Source organism: Natronorubrum marinum (genome assembly GCF_052040125.1).
Classification (GTDB): domain Archaea; phylum Halobacteriota; class Halobacteria; order Halobacteriales; family Natrialbaceae; genus Natronorubrum.
In genome coordinates this window covers 120,596-140,464 of sequence record NZ_JBPPFV010000002.1, presented here as the reverse complement: position 1 = coordinate 140,464, position 19,869 = coordinate 120,596, and the positions used below count along the sequence as shown (strand labels likewise).

24 protein-coding genes are annotated in these 19,869 nt (G+C 63.8%); 12 read left to right on the top strand and 12 right to left on the bottom strand.

Going from position 1 to position 19,869, the window contains the following annotated elements; all coding sequences use genetic code 11:
• Position 1: 1 nt before the first annotated feature.
• Positions 2–2,071, bottom strand: coding sequence for a PrkA family serine protein kinase (locus tag ACSFC5_RS10360; RefSeq protein ID WP_440766299.1), 2,070 nt, complete (start codon positions 2,069–2,071; stop codon positions 2–4).
• Positions 2,072–2,661: 590 nt separating this feature from the next.
• Between ACSFC5_RS10360 and ACSFC5_RS10355 the strand changes: the two genes are divergently transcribed.
• From ACSFC5_RS10355 to ACSFC5_RS10335, 5 genes are all read left to right on the top strand, one after another.
• Positions 2,662–3,114, top strand: a complete 453-nt coding sequence (locus ACSFC5_RS10355) for a DUF5820 family protein (RefSeq protein WP_440765173.1) — start codon at positions 2,662–2,664, stop codon at positions 3,112–3,114.
• Between the two features lie 91 nt (positions 3,115–3,205).
• On the top strand, positions 3,206–3,652 hold the full coding sequence (locus tag ACSFC5_RS10350; protein ID WP_090306548.1) for a UPF0179 family protein: 447 nt from the start codon (positions 3,206–3,208) through the stop codon (positions 3,650–3,652).
• A gap of 113 nt (positions 3,653–3,765) precedes the next feature.
• Positions 3,766–4,452: a PHP domain-containing protein gene (locus ACSFC5_RS10345; protein WP_440765172.1), complete on the top strand. Its 687-nt coding sequence runs from the start codon at positions 3,766–3,768 to the stop codon at positions 4,450–4,452.
• Entirely contained in the window at positions 4,449–5,579 is a 1,131-nt protein-coding gene (locus ACSFC5_RS10340) for an asparagine synthase C-terminal domain-containing protein (protein WP_440765171.1), read from the top strand. Before ACSFC5_RS10345 ends, ACSFC5_RS10340 begins: the two co-directional genes overlap by 4 nt.
• A 133-nt stretch (positions 5,580–5,712) precedes the next feature.
• Complete coding sequence (locus tag ACSFC5_RS10335) at positions 5,713–5,961, top strand: amphi-Trp domain-containing protein (RefSeq protein WP_440765170.1); 249 nt, start codon at positions 5,713–5,715, stop codon at positions 5,959–5,961.
• Positions 5,962–6,015: 54 nt separating this feature from the next.
• On the opposite strand, the gene ACSFC5_RS10330 is transcribed toward ACSFC5_RS10335, so the two are convergent.
• The 5 genes from ACSFC5_RS10330 to ACSFC5_RS10310 all read right to left on the bottom strand — a co-directional run bounded on the left by ACSFC5_RS10330 (position 6,016) and on the right by ACSFC5_RS10310 (position 11,233).
• A complete protein-coding gene (locus ACSFC5_RS10330) occupies positions 6,016–7,107 on the bottom strand; it encodes an Mrp/NBP35 family ATP-binding protein (RefSeq protein WP_440765169.1) in 1,092 nt (363 codons plus the stop codon).
• A gap of 127 nt (positions 7,108–7,234) precedes the next feature.
• Entirely contained in the window at positions 7,235–7,522 is a 288-nt protein-coding gene (locus ACSFC5_RS10325; RefSeq protein ID WP_440765168.1) for a hypothetical protein, read from the bottom strand.
• A gap of 224 nt (positions 7,523–7,746) precedes the next feature.
• On the bottom strand, positions 7,747–8,082 hold the full coding sequence (locus tag ACSFC5_RS10320) for a hypothetical protein (protein ID WP_440765167.1): 336 nt from the start codon (positions 8,080–8,082) through the stop codon (positions 7,747–7,749).
• Entirely contained in the window at positions 8,079–9,446 is a 1,368-nt protein-coding gene (nrfD, locus tag ACSFC5_RS10315; RefSeq protein WP_440765166.1) for an NrfD/PsrC family molybdoenzyme membrane anchor subunit, read from the bottom strand. Before nrfD ends, ACSFC5_RS10320 begins: the two co-directional genes overlap by 4 nt.
• Positions 9,443–11,233, bottom strand: coding sequence for a 4Fe-4S ferredoxin N-terminal domain-containing protein (locus ACSFC5_RS10310; RefSeq protein WP_440765165.1), 1,791 nt, complete (start codon positions 11,231–11,233; stop codon positions 9,443–9,445). Before ACSFC5_RS10310 ends, nrfD begins: the two co-directional genes overlap by 4 nt.
• A gap of 432 nt (positions 11,234–11,665) precedes the next feature.
• Between ACSFC5_RS10310 and ACSFC5_RS10305 the strand changes: the two genes are divergently transcribed.
• A complete protein-coding gene (locus ACSFC5_RS10305) occupies positions 11,666–11,986 on the top strand; it encodes a cupin domain-containing protein (protein ID WP_440765164.1) in 321 nt (106 codons plus the stop codon).
• Here ACSFC5_RS10305 and ACSFC5_RS10300 read toward each other — a convergent pair whose 3' ends face one another.
• The gene (locus ACSFC5_RS10300) at positions 11,987–12,661 is read right to left on the bottom strand and encodes a helix-turn-helix domain-containing protein (protein ID WP_440765163.1); all 675 of its coding nucleotides are present in this window, start codon (positions 12,659–12,661) and stop codon (positions 11,987–11,989) included. It lies immediately after the preceding gene.
• A 134-nt stretch (positions 12,662–12,795) separates the two neighbouring features.
• On the opposite strand from ACSFC5_RS10300, the gene ACSFC5_RS10295 reads away from it, so the two are divergent.
• The 3 genes from ACSFC5_RS10295 (at position 12,796) to ACSFC5_RS10285 (ending at position 13,731) form a co-directional block, all read left to right on the top strand.
• The gene (locus ACSFC5_RS10295; RefSeq protein ID WP_440765162.1) at positions 12,796–13,026 is read left to right on the top strand and encodes a DUF2249 domain-containing protein; all 231 of its coding nucleotides are present in this window, start codon (positions 12,796–12,798) and stop codon (positions 13,024–13,026) included.
• A 95-nt stretch (positions 13,027–13,121) separates the two neighbouring features.
• Positions 13,122–13,355: a DUF2249 domain-containing protein gene (locus tag ACSFC5_RS10290; RefSeq protein ID WP_440765161.1), complete on the top strand. Its 234-nt coding sequence runs from the start codon at positions 13,122–13,124 to the stop codon at positions 13,353–13,355.
• Positions 13,356–13,467: 112 nt separating this feature from the next.
• A complete protein-coding gene (locus tag ACSFC5_RS10285; protein WP_440765160.1) occupies positions 13,468–13,731 on the top strand; it encodes a DUF2249 domain-containing protein in 264 nt (87 codons plus the stop codon).
• Between the two features lie 27 nt (positions 13,732–13,758).
• On the opposite strand, the gene ACSFC5_RS10280 is transcribed toward ACSFC5_RS10285, so the two are convergent.
• The 3 genes from ACSFC5_RS10280 to ACSFC5_RS10270 all read right to left on the bottom strand — a co-directional run bounded on the left by ACSFC5_RS10280 (position 13,759) and on the right by ACSFC5_RS10270 (position 16,096).
• Complete coding sequence (locus ACSFC5_RS10280) at positions 13,759–14,673, bottom strand: alpha/beta fold hydrolase (RefSeq protein WP_440765159.1); 915 nt, start codon at positions 14,671–14,673, stop codon at positions 13,759–13,761.
• Between the two features lie 177 nt (positions 14,674–14,850).
• Positions 14,851–14,976 (bottom strand): hypothetical protein, encoded by a 126-nt coding sequence (locus ACSFC5_RS10275; protein ID WP_440765158.1) that lies wholly within the window; start codon positions 14,974–14,976, stop codon positions 14,851–14,853.
• A 142-nt stretch (positions 14,977–15,118) separates the two neighbouring features.
• Positions 15,119–16,096: a transcription initiation factor IIB gene (locus ACSFC5_RS10270; RefSeq protein WP_440765157.1), complete on the bottom strand. Its 978-nt coding sequence runs from the start codon at positions 16,094–16,096 to the stop codon at positions 15,119–15,121.
• A 263-nt stretch (positions 16,097–16,359) separates the two neighbouring features.
• Here ACSFC5_RS10270 and gatC point away from each other — a divergent pair, with 263 nt between their 5' ends.
• The 3 genes from gatC (at position 16,360) to ACSFC5_RS10255 (ending at position 18,442) form a co-directional block, all read left to right on the top strand.
• Positions 16,360–16,635 carry an Asp-tRNA(Asn)/Glu-tRNA(Gln) amidotransferase subunit GatC gene (gene gatC / locus ACSFC5_RS10265; protein ID WP_440765156.1) on the top strand — a complete coding sequence of 92 codons (276 nt, stop codon included), beginning with the start codon at positions 16,360–16,362 and terminating at the stop codon, positions 16,633–16,635.
• Between the two features lie 2 nt (positions 16,636–16,637).
• Positions 16,638–17,933: an Asp-tRNA(Asn)/Glu-tRNA(Gln) amidotransferase subunit GatA gene (gene gatA, locus ACSFC5_RS10260; protein ID WP_440765155.1), complete on the top strand. Its 1,296-nt coding sequence runs from the start codon at positions 16,638–16,640 to the stop codon at positions 17,931–17,933.
• A gap of 95 nt (positions 17,934–18,028) precedes the next feature.
• Positions 18,029–18,442 (top strand): DUF8048 family protein, encoded by a 414-nt coding sequence (locus ACSFC5_RS10255; protein ID WP_440765154.1) that lies wholly within the window; start codon positions 18,029–18,031, stop codon positions 18,440–18,442.
• A 108-nt stretch (positions 18,443–18,550) separates the two neighbouring features.
• Here the strand turns inward: ACSFC5_RS10255 and ACSFC5_RS10250 are convergent, their stop codons facing one another.
• Both ACSFC5_RS10250 and ACSFC5_RS10245 read right to left on the bottom strand, forming a co-directional pair.
• Positions 18,551–18,901, bottom strand: coding sequence for a helix-turn-helix transcriptional regulator (locus ACSFC5_RS10250; RefSeq protein ID WP_440765153.1), 351 nt, complete (start codon positions 18,899–18,901; stop codon positions 18,551–18,553).
• 72 nt (positions 18,902–18,973) lie between these two features.
• Complete coding sequence (locus ACSFC5_RS10245) at positions 18,974–19,777, bottom strand: NRDE family protein (protein ID WP_440765152.1); 804 nt, start codon at positions 19,775–19,777, stop codon at positions 18,974–18,976.
• Positions 19,778–19,869 lie beyond the last annotated feature (92 nt).

Genomic DNA, 19,869 nt, shown 5'->3' with positions numbered 1-19,869 from the left:
ATCAATCCATCTCGGCTTTGGCAACCTCCGCACCGGCGAACTCGAGCACTTCCTTCGCGCCGCCCTCGGAGTAGCCCTGTTCCATCAGCGCGTCGATCCACGAGGAGCGCTCGTCGTCGTCGAATTCGTTGGCGCTGACCAGCGCGGAGAAGTTGATGTTGTGCTTCTTGTCCTCCCAGAGTTTGCGCTCTAACGCGCGGCGCAGGCGCTCGTTGTCCTGCGGGTTGAACGCCTCGCCCTCGCGTGCGCGCCGGGAGACCCAGTTCGACACTTCCTGCCGGAAGTCTTCCTTGCGGTCTTCTGGGATGTCGAGTTTCTCCTCGACCGATCGGAGGAACGTCTCGTCGGGCTCTTGCTCGCGGCCCGTGAGTTCGTCCTCGATGGTGTCGTCGTCGATGTAGGCCATCACGTGGTCCATGTACTTCTCGCCTTGACGCTGGATCTCGTCGATGTCGTAGGCTAAGGCGTGGCGAACGTCCTCGATGGCTCGCTCCTTGTACTCCTCGCGCACCGTCTCGAGGTAGCGGTAGTACTTCTCGAAGTTCTCCTCGGGGATCGAGCCGTGGTGTTCGAGGTTCTCCTCGAAGAAGTTGAACACCGTCAGCGGCGAGAGGAAGCCGCGGCTGCGGTGTTTGGAGTCCATGATCGCCTCGGCGATCTCGTCGCCGATGAACCGGGGCGAGACGCCGACCATCCCCTCGCCGATCTCGGCCTTCTGTTCGGCCTCGTCGCGGAGCTTTTTGATGTCGATGTCGTCGCCCTCGTCGATCTCGCCGTTGTACGCCTTGGCCTTCGAGAGGAGGTCGACCGTCTCGGTGTCGGGCTCTTCGACCCGCGTGAGGACGCCGAACAGCCCCGCCATCTCTAACGTGTGCGGTTCGACGTTGATGTCCGGCACATCGGCGTTGTTCAGCATCTTGTCGTAGATGTTGGCCTCGTCCTCGTAGGAGAGAACGTAGGGGAAGTCGATCCGCTTGGTGCGGTCGTTGAAGGCCTCCATCTTTTCGTCGCCCTTCTTGTCCTTGTACTCGGGCATGTTCGTCCGGCCGACGATCACCTGGTCGATGTCGATCCGGGGGTTGTTCTTCGGCTTGATCGTCTGTTCCTGGGTGGCGTGGAGGAAGTCGTAGAGGAACTCGCGCTGGAGTTTGAGCAACTCTTCGCCGGAGAAGATGCCGCGGTTCGCGTTACAGAACGCCCCCGAGTAGTCGAACGCCCGCGGGTCGCTCTCGCCGTAGATCGCGATCTTCGAGTAGTTGACGTCGCCGGTGAGCTCCGTCTCGTCCTGGTTCTTCTTGTCCTTGGGTTCGAACGTCTCGAGGCCCTGGCGCTTGTTCTCGTCGGCGACGAAGCGGACGATCTCGACGTGGTTCTCCAAGACCTGCTGGAGGTCGTCGTCGTAGTAGGCCAGCAGTCGGTCCATGTAGAACTCGCTTTCGGGGTCTAAGGCCTGCTCGTTCTGGATCGTGTACGGCGCATCGAGGCGCTCGTTTAAGTCGTCGAGCACTTGCTGGCGTTGCTCGATCGGGAGGAGCACGAGCGGATCCTGGTTCATCGGCGACCGGACGGTGTCGTCGGAGGGGTCCTGATCCTTGATGACGTCACAGAGGTTGGTCCAGCGGAAGGTGTACATCCGGCCCTCCTCGCGGAGCGTGTAGTCCTCGAAGTACTTGCGGACCTGCTTGTCGAAGTGGGACTTCCCGGAGCCGACCGGGCCGAGCAGGAGTTTGATACGCCGTTCGGGGCCGAGCCGGCGGGCACCCGACTTCACCTTGTTCACGAACTCGTGGATCGACTGGTGAATTACCTTCCCGTAGAAGGTGTTCTCACCCTCGCCGAGCGGATCCTCGCTCGCGAGCAGGTACTCGACGACCCCTTCGGTCTCGTCGTAGGCCGTCCCGTAGTAGTCGAACATGTCCGCGACGCGCTGGTGGGCGTTGCGGGTGATCTTCGCGTCCTCGTAGCACTCCTGTAAGTACCAGTCGAAGGACTTGGTCTCCCGCAGGTCCGCGGGCATCGATTCCTTGTAGTCCGTACTGAGCGTCTCGAGTGTCTCGATATCACCGGTCATGGTATCATTGCCAGTTGCGATCTCCCCCGTTTGCATCGTCCGTGATCACGCGGAGTGGTCGGTGCGGACGTCGTTCGACCACCACTCTCGTCGCGGCCGAACCGTCGGGATCCGTCGAGCCGTGTCACCGTCGACCACACATCGTCACGGCAGTCGGCAGGCTCCGGGAGTAACTCGCTCTCGAAACGAACCGAACTGCGTCGGGCGGCGGTCTGTCGTGCCATGTGTGATCGATCACCACTCACGTTGCGCGATGACCTCCTCAGAGGCTCGGCCAACGGCGCGCCGGGGACGGGCGCGGAGTGGATCGGTCCGGCGAACGGATACCGATAGTATTTAATGAGTGAGTAATCCAGGTACTTAGCTTTAGCCCCAAAAGATATTTACCAGAATATTATTCCGCACGGTGGTAGGATGTATTATATGTTGCCCCACGCTACCATACCACACCTTGGTCGATCGACGGCATAAGTTGCGGGCCTGCAGCGGCCGGTTTCGCTCGTGCGCGCTCGGCGTGTGAGCACACAACACGCCTCACCTCGAGTCCCCGCGACGACGAGGCTTTAGGACCGGCCGACCTACCGCCGCATATGACAAACTCGGAGACCGGCGGGGATCCCGAACCGCCGCTCTCGTCGCTCCCCGACGCCTGGACCGTCTGGAGTCAGGGTGACGACGGCCGCCTCGTGCTCGCATACCGACCGGACATCTTCAACGGCGACGACTTTCCGGCGGCCTGTCTTCCCACACTGTACCTGACCCACGGAAAACGCACCCGTCGCCCCGGAACCAATCCGACCAGCCGTCCGAGCAACGACTGGTACGTCACCCTCTATCTCGAGCCCGACGTCTCCGCCGACAACGAACGATTCGAGACACGCGGCGAGGCCCTCGAGCGCGCGCTCGACCTCGCCGACGCGTTCGACGCCGGCGACGTCGACTACCGAGGCCTTTACCAGGTCCCCCGGGAGACGTACTTCGATCGACTCGACGAACTGACCGGCACGGTCGAAGACGACGATTCCGAGAGCGAATCCGCGTAACCGGCCATCGCGACGAACGCGGCGGTCCGCGATCCGTTGGTCGACGAGTCGACACGTGAGTCTTAACCGGCGTCGCGAAGTAGGGGCCGCTATGTCGACCGTTACGCTCGTCGGAACCCGACTCGCCGACCCGGGAACGGAGTTCGTCTACCACGGCGAGGCCGACGCCTGCGCCGGCTGTCCCTATCGCAGTCAGTGTCTCAACCTCCAGCCCGATACCAAGTACCGGATCACGTCCGTCCGGGAGAACGCCCAGACCCTCGAGTGTGCGATGCACGACGGCGGCGTCCGCGCCGTCGAGGTCGAACCCGTCTCCGTGCGCGCGAACATCCCCTCGAAGGGGGCGTTCGCCGGCAGCAAGGCGAGCCTCTCCGGCCCCTGTCCCTACGTCGAGTGTCCGAGCCACGAGTACTGCGAACCCGACGCCGTCGAGTTCGACGAGGAGTACCGCATTCGCGACATCCTCGGCGACCCGCCACACGAGGTCTGTCACCTCGACCGGTCGCTCGAGATGGTCGAACTCGACACCGACGAGTAGGATCTCGAGGCCCTCTCGCTCGAACCGTGTGAACACCCCCCATTCCGTTCTCGCAAAGCTATCACGTACCGAGTTGTTTTTGATCGGTCCACACGAACCACCGTGATATACCCGTGCTGTCGGTTGAACTCCACGCTCACTCCGCGCTCTCCTACGACGGCCGAGACTCGGTCGAGTTGATCCTCGAACAGGCCCAGGCCGTCGGTCTGGACGCGATCGCCGTCACCGACCACGACGAGATCGACGCGAGCCTCGAGGCCGCCGAACGCGCCCCCGAGTACGGACTGATCGGCATCCCCGCCATGGAGATCTCGAGCAAAGCCGGCCACATCCTCGGCTTCGGGCTCGAAGACGCCGTCCCGCCCGGACTCTCCTACGAGTCGACGCTCGAGGCCATCTGGGAGCAGGACGGACTCGCGGTGATCCCCCATCCCTTCCAGGAGTCGCGCCACGGCGTGATGGCCCGCATCTCCCGGGACCAACTCGCCGAGGGCGACGCGATCGAGGTCTACAACTCGCGGCTGCTCACCGGCCGCGCGAACCGACAGGCCGAACGGTTCGCCGAGTCCCACGACCTGCCGATGACGGCCGGCAGCGACGCTCACATCAGCGAGATGGTCGGCCAGGCCGTCACCCGCGTCGAGGCCGACGACCGCTCCGCCGCCGCGATCCTCGAGGCGATTCGCGAGGGCCGAACCACGGTCGAGGGCAAACGAACGCCGTGGCACATCAGCTTCCGGCAGGCCGCCGGCGGCGTCTCGCGTCGCGTCAGAAACTCCGTCGTGGGGCTGTTCCGATGACGCTTCGCGGTGCCGACCCCGAAACCGTTTGCGGTGCCCTCGAGCGCGACGAGCCGCTGCCGGGAACGACCGGCTTCGCCGGCGAACTCGACGGCGCGCTCGTTCGCGACGTGCTCGGCCGCGTGCCCGTGTACGTCGAGCGCGAGGACCATGGCCGTACACCAACGGTCGACTGGGCGTTCGAACCGACGGCCCTCGAAGCGCCGGCGCTCCTCCCCGCCGGGACCACACTCGACCTGACGGCCCCCGACGCCGAACCCGAACGTCGCTGGACGCTCCCCGATCCGGAGCCGGAGACGAACCACGACGCCGCACTCGAGCGACTCGCCGCGGCGATCCAGATCGCGGCCGACCACGCGCTCGATACCGACCACGACATCGCCGTCGCCTTCTCGGGCGGCGTCGACTCGGCGCTGGTCGCCGAACTGCTCGACGCCCCGCTGTACGTCGTCGGCTTCCCCGATAGCCACGACGTCGCGGCCGCGCGGACGGCCGCCGAGGCGATGGGGCGGGAGTTGACCGTCGTCGAGCTCGAGCCGGCCGACCTCGAGCGAGCGGTGCCCGACCTCGCCCGCGCGACCGGCCGCACGAACGCGATGGACGTCCAGATCGCCCTCCCCCTCTATCTCGTCGGCGAGCGCGTCGCCGCCGACGGTTTCGACGCCCTGGCGGTGGGCCAGGGTGCGGACGAACTGTTCGGCGGCTACGAAAAAGTCGTCCGTCTCGACCACCGCGTCGAGGCCGAGACGACCCGTGAGGCCGTCCGCGAACAGATCGCGACGCTCTCCGAACAGCTTCCGCGAGACGTTCACGCGATCGAAGCCACCGGCCTCGAGCCGGTCGCTCCCCTCCTCCACGACGCCGTCGTCGACGCCGCGCTTCGACTGCCCGACGATCTGTTGGCTGACGAGACCGAGCGCAAACGAGCGCTTCGTCGCGTCGCCGCGGACTCCCTCGCCGCCGAGGTCGTCTCTCGGGAGAAAAAGGCCGTCCAGTACGGCAGTCTCGTCGCTCGCGAACTCGACCGTCTCGCCCGACAGGCCGGCTATAAGCGCCGGATCGACGACCACGTGACGAAGTACGTCCGCTCGCTGCTCGAGGACGGCCCGGAACCGCCGGAATCCTGAGTCCCCGACGCCGTCTCTGTCGACTCGACACCGTCTCGGGATCTGGTATCTCTGGCCGAAAACGGCCGTCACCAAAGTCGTGCCTGCCGATTCCCGGCCAACCTATTTATGTTCGTTCGGTGGTCGTTTTGCTATGGGAGAGAAGACAAACCACGAGCAGAACGTGTCTCGAGAGGAGGCGGCCGATCTGGTACAGGAAGTCGCTCGAGAATTGCGGAGCGAGGGCCCCGCCGAAGTGCGCGTCGGGAACAAGATGTTGACGCTCTCGCCGGCACCGGAACTCGAGTACGGCATCGAAGTACAGGAGCGATCGCCGATGCTCGGCGGCCCGCGGGAGGAACTGACGATAACGCTCGAATGGGAGGTCGAAACAGAACCCTGAAGCCAGTCTTCGAACCGATTCGACGGCGCTCGAGACGGGAGTAAAACGGGGCCGCTAGTCCTCGAGTTCGGTCGGGAGCTGGTTCTCCGGGCCGCCCTCGACGTTGTCGGCGACCGTGCGGCGGTTGGTCTCGCCGATGCGGTCGGCGACCTCCGCGACGAGATTCTCGACGGTCTCTTGGACCTCGCTCTCGTCGTCCTTCACGATCGCCCCCTCGCTGCCCTCCGCGCCGAAGTCGGGGTGGATCGGGATCTGTCCGAGCAGCGGGACGTCGTACTTGTCGACGATCGTCTTCGCCCCTTCCGTGCCGAACAGGCCGTGCTGGTCGCCACAGGAGGGGCAAATGAACGAACTCATGTTCTCGACGACGCCCAGTACTGGCGTGTCGTGTTTGTTGAACATCTGAATCCCCTTTCGGGTGTCGTCGAGGGCCATCTCCTGGGGCGTCGTGACGACGACTGCACCGGTCACCGGCATCGACTGCAGGAGGTTTAGCGTCGCGTCACCCGTCCCCGGCGGGAGGTCGACGATGAGGTAGTCCAGTCGACCCCACTCGACGCCCTCCAGGAACTTCAGCATGAACTTGTTGACCATCGGGCCGCGCAGGATCGCCGGATCGTCCTCCTGTTCCGTCATCATCCCCATGCTGATGACCCGGACGCCGTCCGATCGAGGCGGGACGATATCCTCGTTCGGCGTCACGCCGGGTTCGCTCTCGACCGGCAGGATCCGCGGAATGTTGGGCCCGTGAATGTCGGCGTCGAGCAGACCGACCATCGCCCCGCGCTTTTCGAGACCCGACGCGATGTTCGCGGCGACCGTCGTTTTGCCGACCCCACCCTTCCCGGAGGCGACGGCGATGACGTTGCGAACCCGCGGCAGTACCTCGTCGTCGAATCCGTGCTCTTCCCCGACGTGGGCACGTAGGTCCGCCTGAAGGCCCGCCTCATCGCAGACCTCGCGGATTCGGTTGCCCAGTTTCATCTCGGAGGGCGCGTACGGGGCGTTGAACGCGAGGTCGATCCGGGCGGTTTCGTCCTCGATTCGGACGTCGTTGACCAGGCCGAGCGAGACGATGTCCTCGCCGATATCCGGGTCTTCGATCCCCTCGAGTTTGATCTGGAGTTCGTGTTCTGTAATGCTCATAATACGTCGTATGCGTTATCCGATCATAAGGGAGCCGAACGGGATACGTGTGATGGTTCGGCGTTCGAACCTGCCGGTGAGCACCGGTTCGCGAAGTCGTACTCGACCTCGAGGCCGGCTCTCACCCTCAGTAGATGCTGGGCGCCTGTCCGTAAAAAATGATTCCGATCAAGACCGTCATGATGAGCATCGAGACCCACATACTGGTCGCGATGCTGACGAGGTAGGAGACGCCGAGCAGCCCCGTCTTCGTGTCTCGGGGCGTGCCGACGAACCACGCGATGAGCATGACGTAAATCGGGAGCAGGACGATCCCGAAGATGATGTAGGTCCCCTCGTTCGGAAACCCGGTCCACCCCTCGGTTCCCTCGTAGCCGTGGTAGAGGATCAGGGAGAGAATGTCAACAAGTGTCATAGAGAGTCTTTTACCCGCAGTCGGGGTTGTGGTTTCCCCTGACTGTGCATGGGTCTCATAACGACGACCGGCGATGACTGTCGAACGAACGTCTAAGATCCGCTCGAGAACGAGGGCGAAGATCACAAAGACGTCCCTATCGACGGGGCGGCGACAGTAAACGCGGCTGCAAAAAGCGTCGAGAAGCGAAACGAGAGAAAGCGGAGATCGTTCGATCGATCGGGTTAGAACAGGAACCCGAAGATCGGTATGTTACCGGTGGGGCCTGGGGAGCCGAGTGGCTCCGGCAGGCCGCCGTAGAACACGAAGCCGATGATCATGGTTAGGATGAACATCCCGATCCACATCTGGGCAGTGATCCCGACGAGATAGGAGACGCCGAGCAGCCCCGTCTTCGTGTCACGGGGCGTGCCGGCGAACCACGAGACGACCATGATGTAAACCGGTACCAGGATTACGGCGAAGATGAGGTAGGTCCCGATGTTGGGGAAGCCCGTGAGGCCCTCGGTGCCGCTGTAGCCGTGGTAGAGCGGTTCGGCGAGTGCTGCGACGGTGCTCATGCTTTCACCTCCGGTTCGGTCGCCGTTTCATCCGCGTCCTCGTGTCCGTGCGCGTGGTCGCCGCGAAGGTGTTCGATCGCGTGGAGTTCGACGATCGGAACGACCTTCGAGACCACGAGGAAGATCAGGACGACCATCCCGACCGTACCGACCAGCGAGAGGATCTCGATGGCGCTCGGGAAGTACTCCCCGGGTGTCGCCGCGTAGATCTCGAACTCGGGGTGCATGAATCCTTCAACGACGAAGAGCACCTTCTCGATGAGCGTCGCGAACAGGACGGTAAATGCGGCGGCGAGCGCTCGCGGCTTCGTGAACAGCGATGGACGGATCGTCTGCGCGAAGATGTAAACGAGCGTCGCGAAGACGAGCGTCATCGCGGTGATGTAGACCGGGTGCGAGATCGTCGCTTCCTGTGCGACGCCCGTGCTGACCGGCGCGGCGAACAGGCCGACGACGTTCTGCTGGAGCTGGAGCCAGAGGAACAGGAGACAGAAGAACCCGAGCCACAGGAGCAGCCCGCGGAAGACGTCGTCGGTCATGATGTGGTCCCAGTCGTAGGCACGACGGAACGCGTAGGCGGCGATGATCACGCCGCTGATCGCCGACGTAAGTGCGATGGTCAGGAACTGTGGTCCCTGCACCGCGCTGAACCAGGCCGGCATGCCGGGGAGCACCGCGAACAGCCACGGAATCACACCGCCGTGAAGCAGGAGCGGTGCCATGATGATGATCGCGAGTGCGAGCCACCAAACCATCCGCTCGACGACCTCGTCCTCGTCCTCGGTGTAGCCGAGAGTCAGGACGTTGTAGACGGGCGAGAGGTAGCCCGGCAGATCATCGCGGAGTCGGGTGATATCGTACCGAAGCGTCAGTGCGAGGTAGGTCGCCGTCAGCACGAAGTACGCCGTGATGACGGTGACGTCCCACACCAGCGGCGAGTTGTTCACCGTGATGTGGTAGTGGCCCAGCACGCTCGTGACCATCCGGTCCGGACGGCCCATATGGACCAGAATGTAGAAGCCGGCCGCGGAGAGGCCGGCGATCGTCAGCAGTTCTGCGAGGCGGGCGACCGGCATGTATCGATCCATGCCGAGCAGTCGGACCGCGGCGGAGAGGATGATACCGCCGTGAGCGATCCCGACCCACCAGATGAACGCGCCGATGTACAGTCCCCAGGTCGCGCCGCCGCCGGAGCCCCAGTCGGAGAGTCCGGTGACGGCCATGCCTTCGGCCAGCTGGTACATCCACGCGACGAGGAAGGCCCCGAGGGCCAGCGCACAGATCCCGAACAGAATGAGGTACTGTTTCGAGACGTTGTTGACCGGGCGGAGGATGTCCGCCTCAGATGGCGTCTTGGTGCTCACAGCGACCACCCGGTGTCACCGACGGTCTTCTCGTCGAGCACGTCCTTTCGGTTGTCGACGAGGTTGGTACGCTCGCCGTCCGCTCGCTGGTAGGAGATGTTCTCGTAGGCGACACCCGAGCCGGTCGGCTCGCGCTGTTCGGCGTTCGGACCGGGCTCGTTACCGAGGTAGACGACGTTCGGGTTGGTTCCCATATCCTCGAGCAGTCGGAAGCTCGACGACGGAACGCCTGCGAACGCATCGAGGAGGTTCTGTGCGGCCTCGACGTCCGGGCCCTCGAACTCGTCTTCGTCTTCCGCTTCCGCTTCGCCCTCGTCTTCCTGAATGAACGAGCCGGTTTCGGCTTCTTCTTCGTCACCGTTCTCCTCCTCGCCATTCTCGTCCTCGGCGCTCTCTTCGTCACCGTTCTCTTCCTCGCCGTCGAGTTCGGTTTCGTCGGGTGCATCGGCGAGGCCGAGCTCCGAGAGCACTTCTTCGCTCTCGAGGTCGAGGCCGTGGTCCGAAAGCGCTTCGAGCACGTTCTGGACGTCCGTTTCGTAGGCAGCGATGTCGCCGTCGCCGGCGGCCATCCCGCTCTCGGCGGTGATCCGGATGGCGAGCAGCAGTCCGAGCGTATCCTCGTCCAGCGCGGTCGCGTTGAGGACGGATTCGAGGTCGTCGTCCTCCCCGTCGAGATCCTCCTCGAGGGAGCCGAGGAAGTCCTCGCCGACGGCCAGTCGAGCGAGCGTGCGGGCTCGGCTCGGGTTCGACGCGTAGACCTGCGGATCGCTGGTCTCGTCCTGCATGTTCCCGAAGTTGATCGCGTCCGGCGGACAGGCCTCTTCACAGGCCGTCGTGCCGACTCGATCGTCACCCGAGAACCCGTCCTGTCGGGTCGGGCACATCGTACACTTGCTCATCGTGCCACGCGGGGCGCGACTGTCGACCCAGCGCTGGCGCTCGTCGACCATGTGGTCGCCGTCGTTGCCCATGTCCTCGGCCTGTTCGGCGATCTGGTCGGTCGAAATATCCGGTTCGTCCCACTGGAAGTAGTTGACGCCGTACGGACAGGCGACCTGACAGTATCGGCAGCCGATACAGACGTCGTAGTCTGTCAGGACGAGGCCGTCCGAGTCCCGAGTGTGTCGGGCCGTCGTCGGACAGACCTTCTCACAGGGGGCGTCGGTACAGTGCTGACACGGGCGAACGAGCCGGTTGCGGCTGTTCTCTGGCGTGCCCGCTCTGGGCTCGTCGTACTCGAGGACGTACATCCAGTTGACGCCCTGGTCGAGGTTGTTCTCCTCGGCGCAGGCTTGGACGCAGGAGAGACAGCCGTCACAGCGCTCGAGGTCGATAGCCATCCCCCACTGGACGTCGCTGTTGGGCTGTGCGTCAGTGATGTTGCCGTCGTCTGCGAGGCTGGGTTGTCCGTCGTCGACGGTGCCCCACGCACCGAGTCCGACGGCGGCCGCACCGACGCCCATCTTCTTCATGACATCGCGGCGGCTTTCTTCGCCGTCGCCGTCGAAGGCAGAAAGCATCCGCCCCATCGTGCCGTTCGACTCCTCTTGAGCCTGGTCGTAGGCGGCTTCGGTCGGGCGGTCGTCGACGCCAAACTCGTCCATCACGTCGTCGTGATACTTCTCGTGGAATTCGGCTTCAGAGAGTTCGCCCTTGGTGACGCGCATCGCGTCTTGGGCCATCTGCATACCGAGATCAGAATCGTACTCGGTTTCGTCGAGCATCCCCTCTAGTTCAGTCTCCCACTCTTGACCGAGCGGGTGGAAAGATTCGTCGTCCGTGCTCATTCCGATCGAACACCTCTGGACGAGAATCCGCTCGATGCGAAGTAATTACACGCCGACACGCAATTGAATACGGTCATCTGTGGATCCTCTGTACCGCACTCATAACTAGATAACGTTCAAGTGTTGAGCCGATTTCCACGACGTGAGAATTGACGCGAATATGTTCGCCCATATTTAAGGTTGCGTAATAGCCACTACCTGTACTGTCAGGTACAGGAGTTCGGTTCGAAATACGCGCGACCGAGAAACGGAATAGTTGGGAGATAGATACTATCTAAGTAGGTTTTTGAACGGTCGTCGCACAATATGTGTCAACATACGCATGGCTATCGAACTCGCGTCTGCAATCGACTTTACGCACGATGTCGAGAACGGAAGCGGCCGAACCTGTTCGGCACAGTACCGACGCTCGAGGAACGCTCAGATTCGAGTATGACCGATCGACCACCGTCGCCGACGGAACGACGCCGTCTCGATTTCCTCGAGGAAACACCCCACGCACACCTGTTCGACGGCGAACCGCAGACGATTCGACTGGCGCTTGCCGACGGTGAGCGGATTCCGACGCATCAACATCCAGACCGAAAAATCGTTTTGCACGTCCTTGAGGGCCACCTCACGGTGTCACTCGGTGACGACGAGTACGATGTCCGAGAGGGTGACGTCGTCAGATTCGACGGGGCACAGGAGATTTCTCCGAAAGCACAGGCGGACACGACGGCACTGCTCGTCTTGGCGCGGCGGGCCGACTGATCAACCACTCGCGAGCGGGTCCTCGACCGTCTCCTCGGTGTCGACGCTCGGCAGATCCTCGACGAACCGCTTGATGATCGCTTCCTCCGCCCGGTGGAGCGTCTCGCTGCAGGTCGATTTCGCGATGTCGAGATGCCCAGCGAGCTCCGTCAGCGAACTGCGTCGAGGCGTGTCGTAGTAGCCCTCATCGACGGCGGCGACGACGACCTCGAGCTGTCGGTCCGAGAGCAACTGGCTCTCGTGGAGCCGCTCGCGGACGTGTTCGATCCGATATCCGAGCCCGAAGTGCTCGAGTTGTTCGGCGAGTTCGGCGAGCCGATTCCGCGAGCCGGTCACCTCGACCGTCGCCTCGCCGTCGACGATCTCGACGGGGAGTTCGATCGGCATTCCGGAGTCTCGCGACGAGAAAAGCAACAGCGGGGCGGTCGTCTCGAAGTGAACGGTCACTTCGTTCTCGCTCCACTGGGCGAGCGAGAGTTCGGTAATCTGGGGGTGGTCGCGCATCTCCTCGACGATATCGGCGACCTCAGGGCCGGCGATCCGGACGAGGGCGAAGCCGGTCTCGGAGCCGGGGACCGCGGCCAGCACTCGAAAGCTCGCTGTCGGATACGCCGTCGAGAGCTGTTGAATCCAGACCTGTTCGGGCATCGTGATTGTGAGTGTCGCCTGAGCCATAGGAACGTGTTCCGTGTAGCAGTATGTACCCGTGCCATCGAATATATTCGCGACCGTTCCCAGCCCGTGGGAATGCGGAACGTTCGAACACGTTCGCCCGAATCTCCACCGTGGTTCGCGCCGATTCTCGACGTATGGCACCCGAACACACCGCCACCGAGACGACGCTCGACGTCCGCGAGATCGACGGCCCGCCGTTCGACGACATCGTGGCTGCACTCGAGTCGCTCGCGGCCGACGGCCGGCTGCGACTGATCGCACCGTTCGAACCGAAGCCGCTGTACGAGGTCCTCGAGGCCCGCGGGTTCACCCACGAGAGCGACCAGCGCGACGGCGTCTGGTACGTCCGTATCGAACGCGCGTAGCGTGGCCCGAGGGCGAGTGGTCCCTCGACGAGAGTTCGAGGGCCGAACACGTTCGAACGAATATCCTTGCGGCCGCGTTCCGCAGAACAAGTTGCATGACGAAACTCGACGTCCGGGAGATCCCACCGGTGAACCGCCATCCGAAAATCCACGAGGCGTTCGACGACCTCGAGCCAGGCGAGACGCTGACGATCGTCAACGATCACGAGCCCAAGCCGTTGTTTTACGAGTTCCAGGCCGAAGTCGACGCGTTCGACGCCGACGGCTACGAGGTCGAACGCGTCGGTCCCGAGGAGTTCGTCGCCTGGTTCCCGAAAGCGATCGCCTGACACCACGACCGGGGTAACACGACACACCACCCACACCCCCGTTCGCACTTCTACCGTGCGACCGAACACGTACGGGACGAAACCGAGGTAGCGTCGTCGCGAACCACCGCGTATGCAGTCCTCCGATACCGTCCTCGAGCGGACCGATGCGCCGAGCGACCGACCGCGGGAGATCCTCGACGTGCGCTCGCTCGGCCCGCCCGAACCGCTCGCGAAGACCCTCGAGACGCTCGCTGATCGTCCCGACGAGACCGTCCTGATCCAGCGCAACGACCGAGTCCCGCAGTTCCTCTACCCGAAACTCGAGGACCGTGGCTACGCGTTCGAAACCGTCGAGTACGAGAACGAGGTCGTGACCGCCATCTGGGCGGAGTGAGTCCGGGGGCCAGTCGGGGCTGGCAGCTTACGGCCCGTTGGCGAACGACTCGAGCAGCAGTTCCGTCAATCGCTCCGGCCGTTCGTGCTGCACCCAGTGGCTCGTCTCTGAGAGGAGTTCGAGCCGACTGTGGTCGCAGTACTGGTCGGCGTCGATCGCCAGTTCGGTCGTCAACGCGACGTCGTCCGTGCCCCAGACGATCAGCGTCGGAACCTCGACCCGTTCTCGAGGAACCGTCGGCGGGTATCGGGCGGCCGCCCGATACCAGTTGAGCATCGCCGTGAGCGCCCCATCTTGCCGCCAGGCGCAGCGGTATCGGTCGAGATCGGCGTCACTGAAGGTACCCGGGGCGGCCACCTCAGTGAGCGCTCGCTCGAGCAGCGCGAAGTTTCCGGCGCGGGAGGCGAGTTCGGGGAGCCACGGTAGCTGGAAGGTAAACGCGTACCAGCTCCGGCGCAGCTGCTCCGGGTTCGAGAGCAGGTGGTGGCGGTAGACGACCGGATGTGGCGCGTTGACGATTGCGAGCCGATCGACGACTTCGGGGTGTCGGAGCGCGAGGTCCCAGGCCACCGCACCGCCCCAGTCGTGGCCGACGACGCGAGCGCTATCACGGCCCTCGCTCGCGATCAGCTCGACGACGTCCCGCGAGCACTCCCTGGTCCGGTACGGTCGCACGCCCTCAGGCTTTTCGCTCAGGTTGTAGCCCCGCTGGTCGGGAACGAGCACGCGATAGCCGGCGTCGACGAGCGGTTTGATCTGGTGTCGCCAGCCGTACCAGAACTCCGGAAAGCCGTGTAGGAGAACGACCAGCGGATCCGCTTCGTCGCCGGCCGCGACGACGTGTAGCTCGATTCCGTTGACGGGTTGGACCGTCGATTCAACCTCGAGCGACGACGGGAGTTCCGCGGCCGTCTCGAGGTGCGCTGACGTGCTCGAAGCCATACGTACACTGGCCACGCGGTGCGTCAAATCCGTTGGGGGATGATCGGCGTCATCGACGTCCAGGGCGAGCCGAATCCCGAGATCTATGACGACCTGTGAGAGTCGCCCGATCGACGCTCGTTCGTTTCCAGTTCCGATCGACTGACGGACACCGCTTGCGAACAGTCGGGGACTCGGTCACGTCCAAACGCGCAGGCACTCGTTCGAACAGAAGTGCAGATCGATCTGCTCGCCGGGGCTATCCGACACGTGAGTCGTCAAGGTGTAGGCGACCTCCTCCGACGGACAGTTGTCACAGCTCATACCCGACACGTAGCGAAGGCGTATATTCACTATGGACAGACTATAATTGGTTCGAAGCGGTTAGTGTCGGAATAACTCGCGACAATCGACTGTTGACGAGCGCGGAAATCGGCGTCGAGAGAGCAGTCGACCCGTGAACCGATCAGGCCGGCGCGCCCTCTTCGGCCTCGAGCAACTCGTGGTACCGATTGCGGATGGTGACCTCGGAAATGCTCGCAACCTCGCTGACGTCGTTCTGGGTGACCTTCTCGTTCGTGAGAAGCGCCGCAGCGTAGACCGCGGCGGCGGCGAGGCCGACCGGCGACTTACCGCTGTGGATTCCCTTTTCTTTCGCGGTGGAGAGCAGGCTCCGTGCGCGCCGCTCGGTTTCGTCCGAGAGGTCGAGGTCGCTCGCGAAGCGCGGCACGTACTGTTCGGGATCGGCGGGCTTGACCTCGAGACCGAGTTCCCGAACGACGTAGCGGTAGGTGCGTGCCACTTCGTCCTTCTCGACGCGGGAAACGGCCGAGATCTCGTCGAGTGACCGGGGGGTTCCCGCCTGCCGTGCGGAGGCGTACAGCGAGGCCGTCGCGACGCCCTCGATCGAGCGGCCCGGAAGGAGATCCTCCTCGAGGGCCCGCCGATAAATTACGCTGGCGGTCTCGCGGACGTTCTCCGGGAGGCCGAGCGCGCTGGCCATCCGGTCGATCTCGCCGAGCGCCTGTTTCAGGTTGCGCTCTTTCGAATCGCGGGTGCGAAAGCGCTCGTTCCAGGTGCGAAGCCGCTGCATCTTCTGGCGCTGACGGCTCGAAAGCGACCGACCGTAGGCGTCTTTGTCCTGCCAGCCGATGTTGGTCGACAGCCCCTGGTCGTGCATCATGTTCGTCGTGGGCGCGCCGACGCGGGACTTTTCGTCCTTCTCGCCGGCGTCGAACGCACGCCACTCGGGGCCGCGGTCGATCTCACCTTCCTCGACGACGAGGCCGCAATCGTCGCAGACCGTCTCCGCGTGCTCGGTGTCGGAAACGAGGCGTCCGCCGCATTCGGGACACTCCTCTCGCTCGCTCGACCGTTCTGGTGACTCTTCGGACTCCTGCTGACGTCGCTCACCGCTCCGTGTTTGGATGGTGGTATCTGACATTGTGTTGGAAATCGATCACAACGCTCGCTGGAAAACGTGCTATCGTGACATACACAGATGAACCGCCGACGCTTAAATTCTTCGATCGTGTCGTGAGATGAATGGTAGAGTATCCTGTGAGACTGTCGAACGTGTCTACCGCTTCCGACAGCTGATCGCCGACGTGTGTGCCCGATCGCGGGATCTTCGGGCGAAAGCGGAATTTGAGACCGGCCGGTGAACGTATCGAAACCCTTACTCCCCGCTGGCCAGTGCGTGCACCCATGAGCGACGCCGTCAGTGACGAGGAGGTCCGCCACGTCGCGGAGTTGGCTCGCGTCGACCTCGCGGACGACGAGGTCGACCAGTTCACGCGACAGTTCGCGGACATCCTCGAGTACTTCGAGACGCTGGACGAGGTGCCCGAGGTCGACCGCGAGGCCGACCTGACGAACGTGATGCGGCCGGACGAGGAGCGCGACTCCCTCGACCGCGAGGCGGCACTCGAGAACGCATCCGAGACCGAGGACGGCTACTTCAAGGGGCCGAACGTTTCCTGATCATGACTCAAGAGATATCCCTCAGCGAGGACAATATTTTCATCACCGAGGAAACTATCGACGGCGACGACGACGGTCCGCTCGCCGGCACGACCGTCGCTGTCAAGGACAACATTTCGACCGAGGGCGTCCGGACGACCTGCGGGTCGAAGATGCTCGCCGAGTACGTCCCGCCGTACGACGCGACGGTCGTGAGCCGACTGAAAGACGCGGGCGCGACCATCGTCGGCAAGGCGAACATGGACGAGTTCGGGATGGGGTCGACGACCGAGACCTCCCACTTCGGTTCGACCGAAAACCCCGCCGCACCCGGCCACGTCCCCGGCGGCTCCTCGGGCGGCTCGGCCGCCGCCGTCGCCGCGGGCGAAGCCGACGTCGCACTCGGATCCGACACGGGCGGCTCGATTCGTTGCCCCGCCGCGTTCTGCGGCGTCGTCGGCATCAAACCCACCTACGGGCTGGTCTCGCGGTACGGACTCGTCGCCTACGGCAACAGTCTCGAGCAGATCGGCCCCTTCGGCGAGACCGTCGAGGACGCCGCAGCGCTGCTCGACGTGATTGCGGGACACGACGAGCGGGACGCGACCACACGCGAGGTACCCGTCGAGGACGACACGAGCTACGCCGACGCCGCCACCGGCGACGTCGACGACCTCTCCATCGGCGTTCCGACGGAACTGCTCGAGGGGGCCGACGAGGGCGTCGTCGAGACGTTCTGGGACGCCATCGCCGACCTCGAGGACCGCGGCGCGGAGTATCACGAGGTCTCGCTGCCGTCGGTCGAACACGCCGTCGAGGCCTACTACGTGATCGCGATGTCCGAAGCCTCCTCGAACCTCGCGCGGTTCGACGGCGTTCGCTACGGCCACGACGCCGACGCCGACGGCAACTGGAACGAGCGCTTCGCCCAGACTCGCAAGGAAGGCTTCGGCGACGAGGTCAAACGCCGCATCCTGCTCGGGACGTACGCCCTCTCGGCTGGCTACCACGACAAGTACTACAAGAAGGCACAGGACGCCCGCGCCTGGGTCAAACAGGACTTCGATGAGGCGCTTTCGGAAGCCGACGTGCTCGCGTCGCCGACGATGCCCGTCCCGCCGTTCGAACTGGGCGAGAGCCTCGACGACCCGCTTCAGATGTATCTTGCCGACGCGAACACCGTCCCAGTAAACCTCGCCGACCTGCCCGCGATTTCGGTGCCGGCCGGCGAAACCGACGGACTCCCCGTCGGCCTGCAGCTGGTCGGTCCGGCCTTCGGCGAGGAGCGCCTGATTCGGGCTGCAAGTGCGCTCGCCTGACTCGAGCGCGCCTCACTCGCTGAATCGAAAGATAGATTTTTATAGTGTTTTTGCTAACAGTACCCATACCGAACCGGTCGCTCGGTGATCGTCCAATGAAGATTACCCAAGAACACGAGGTCGAATTCGACGAGTTCTCCCGCGCGTGCGATCTCGTCGAGGAGTATTTCGGCGACTCCATCGACGACGTCGCGCTCCACGCGCCGGTCTCTCGTCGCCAGCTCGTCGCCGTACTCGCACGGGCCCAGCTCTCCGGTCGCCAGCTCGCGATCGGTGGTCTGACGGAGAACGGAGAGGTTGTCTACCAGTCCAACGACGAGACGTTGCTCTGGCTCGACGGCGGCTTCTGGACGGATATGCGCGGTCGTCACCACCTAGGACCCGACGAGGGGCGAGCCGCACGCGAGGTCCACAGACGCCTCATCGAAGCGATCGACGGCGACGTCTCCTACTACAACCGCGAACGGGATCCGTTCGTCCTCATCGAGCGATTCGATCCGTACGACTGACAGGCGGTGTTCGGGTGCTGTTTTGATCCACTGGCGATAATCCGGTCATCCCGCCGTTCAGTATAGAACTCGAGAAATCGAATGATGGCCGTGAAACCGAGTGCCGAACTACTCCTCGTAGGCGAGGTTCATGATCCACTGCGAGAAGGCGTCGCTGTTGGGATCGACCTCCTCCTCGCCGATAAACGGCGACAACATGTCTCCGGCCATCAGCAGGGTGAAGTCGAGGTCTCGAGCGGTCGGTGAGATGTGATAGGTGTTGTGTCCGGCGTAGACCGTCTCCTCTCGGTCGACCAGTTCCTTCTCGACGAGGGACTCGACGATTCGACTCCCCTTCCGCGAGGAGACGTCCAGTTCCTTCCAGAAGTCGCTCTGGTGGATCCCGCCGGTTTCGCGGACGAGTTCGAGTCCGGCGCGCTCGTCCTCGGAGAGTTCGGCTTCGATCGTAGAAACGCTCACGGTGACCACCACTCCGTGCTCGTCGCTCGGGACTGAGGTGCGTCCATGTACGTATGAGATAGAGCGAGGCGCTTAAATGTGCCCTTCGGCGTCGCACTCGCCGCCGATGCCGACCGTCTCCGTGCTGTCTGCGGCCTCGAGATCGACCGGCTCGTACGCCGTCTCGCAGGGCGGGCCGGCCGCGAACGAGTACCGCCCGCCGTCAGGGCCGAGGGCGATCAGCGAGGACGACCGCGTTCCGAAGCCGTTCTCGTGAATGCAGACGCCGTACTCGTGGTCGCCGAGCACGGTCCCGGCTCGCTCGAGCCACGCCGAAACTGACTCGTCGCTCCCCTCCTCGACCGACAGGGCCTCGCGAACTGCGCGGGCGTTGTCGGCTTGCTGACGGCCGACGTCGGGTCGGACCGAGGGCACGTCAACGGTCTCGTCGACGGCGACGTTGACCACGACGTGTACGCCGGGTTCGAACTCGACTCGAGAGAGGTCGCCGTCCCAGTAGTAGCAGTAGGCGTCCGATTGGTCGGCGATCACGAGGTAGAAGCCGTCGTACTCGTCCTCGGCGACGGCATCCTCGAGAGCTGCGGCCCCCGCAGCGGCAGATTCGGCCTCGAGGACGTCCGCGACGAGCAGGCCCCGCGAGCGCTCGGCTGCGAGTTCAGCGGCGGTCCACTTGTTCGTGATTCCCGCGAAGACGCCGCGTTCGTTGTAGCCGATCCACGTGCCGCCAGCTTCTGCGTCCCGCGGGGCGACTACGAGCGGATCCTCGCGATAAACGTCCGGCGGCAGCGCCTCCCGCTCGATCGCTTCGTCCCTGTTCGCGGCGACCGCGACCGGCGCGTCCTCGAAGATCTGCCAGGCGAGGGTGAGTGTACACACGGTCGAGGATAGGGGTGCGAGCGTCTTAACTTCGGTTCCGGCGGCTACAGTCGCCGTTATAGTAATAACTGAAACGATTTACACACTGATCG

Excerpts from the sequence above, each read along its gene's own strand:
- ACSFC5_RS10360 (WP_440766299.1), bottom strand. The coding sequence starts at position 2,071 with ATGACCGGTGATATCGAGACACTCGAGACGCTCAGTACGGACTACAAG.
- ACSFC5_RS10355 (WP_440765173.1), top strand. The coding sequence starts at position 2,662 with ATGACAAACTCGGAGACCGGCGGGGATCCCGAACCGCCGCTCTCGTCG.
- ACSFC5_RS10350 (WP_090306548.1), top strand. The coding sequence starts at position 3,206 with ATGTCGACCGTTACGCTCGTCGGAACCCGACTCGCCGACCCGGGAACG.
- ACSFC5_RS10340 (WP_440765171.1), top strand. The coding sequence starts at position 4,449 with ATGACGCTTCGCGGTGCCGACCCCGAAACCGTTTGCGGTGCCCTCGAG.
- ACSFC5_RS10335 (WP_440765170.1), top strand. The coding sequence starts at position 5,713 with ATGGGAGAGAAGACAAACCACGAGCAGAACGTGTCTCGAGAGGAGGCG.
- ACSFC5_RS10330 (WP_440765169.1), bottom strand. The coding sequence starts at position 7,107 with ATGAGCATTACAGAACACGAACTCCAGATCAAACTCGAGGGGATCGAA.
- ACSFC5_RS10325 (WP_440765168.1), bottom strand. The coding sequence starts at position 7,522 with ATGACACTTGTTGACATTCTCTCCCTGATCCTCTACCACGGCTACGAG.
- ACSFC5_RS10320 (WP_440765167.1), bottom strand. The coding sequence starts at position 8,082 with ATGAGCACCGTCGCAGCACTCGCCGAACCGCTCTACCACGGCTACAGC.
- ACSFC5_RS10310 (WP_440765165.1), bottom strand. The coding sequence starts at position 11,233 with ATGAGCACGGACGACGAATCTTTCCACCCGCTCGGTCAAGAGTGGGAG.
- ACSFC5_RS10305 (WP_440765164.1), top strand. The coding sequence starts at position 11,666 with ATGACCGATCGACCACCGTCGCCGACGGAACGACGCCGTCTCGATTTC.
- ACSFC5_RS10300 (WP_440765163.1), bottom strand. The coding sequence starts at position 12,661 with ATGGCTCAGGCGACACTCACAATCACGATGCCCGAACAGGTCTGGATT.
- ACSFC5_RS10295 (WP_440765162.1), top strand. The coding sequence starts at position 12,796 with ATGGCACCCGAACACACCGCCACCGAGACGACGCTCGACGTCCGCGAG.
- ACSFC5_RS10290 (WP_440765161.1), top strand. The coding sequence starts at position 13,122 with ATGACGAAACTCGACGTCCGGGAGATCCCACCGGTGAACCGCCATCCG.
- ACSFC5_RS10285 (WP_440765160.1), top strand. The coding sequence starts at position 13,468 with ATGCAGTCCTCCGATACCGTCCTCGAGCGGACCGATGCGCCGAGCGAC.
- ACSFC5_RS10280 (WP_440765159.1), bottom strand. The coding sequence starts at position 14,673 with ATGGCTTCGAGCACGTCAGCGCACCTCGAGACGGCCGCGGAACTCCCG.
- ACSFC5_RS10275 (WP_440765158.1), bottom strand. The coding sequence starts at position 14,976 with ATGAGCTGTGACAACTGTCCGTCGGAGGAGGTCGCCTACACCTTGACG.
- ACSFC5_RS10270 (WP_440765157.1), bottom strand. The coding sequence starts at position 16,096 with ATGTCAGATACCACCATCCAAACACGGAGCGGTGAGCGACGTCAGCAG.
- gatC (WP_440765156.1), top strand. The coding sequence starts at position 16,360 with ATGAGCGACGCCGTCAGTGACGAGGAGGTCCGCCACGTCGCGGAGTTG.
- gatA (WP_440765155.1), top strand. The coding sequence starts at position 16,638 with ATGACTCAAGAGATATCCCTCAGCGAGGACAATATTTTCATCACCGAG.
- ACSFC5_RS10255 (WP_440765154.1), top strand. The coding sequence starts at position 18,029 with ATGAAGATTACCCAAGAACACGAGGTCGAATTCGACGAGTTCTCCCGC.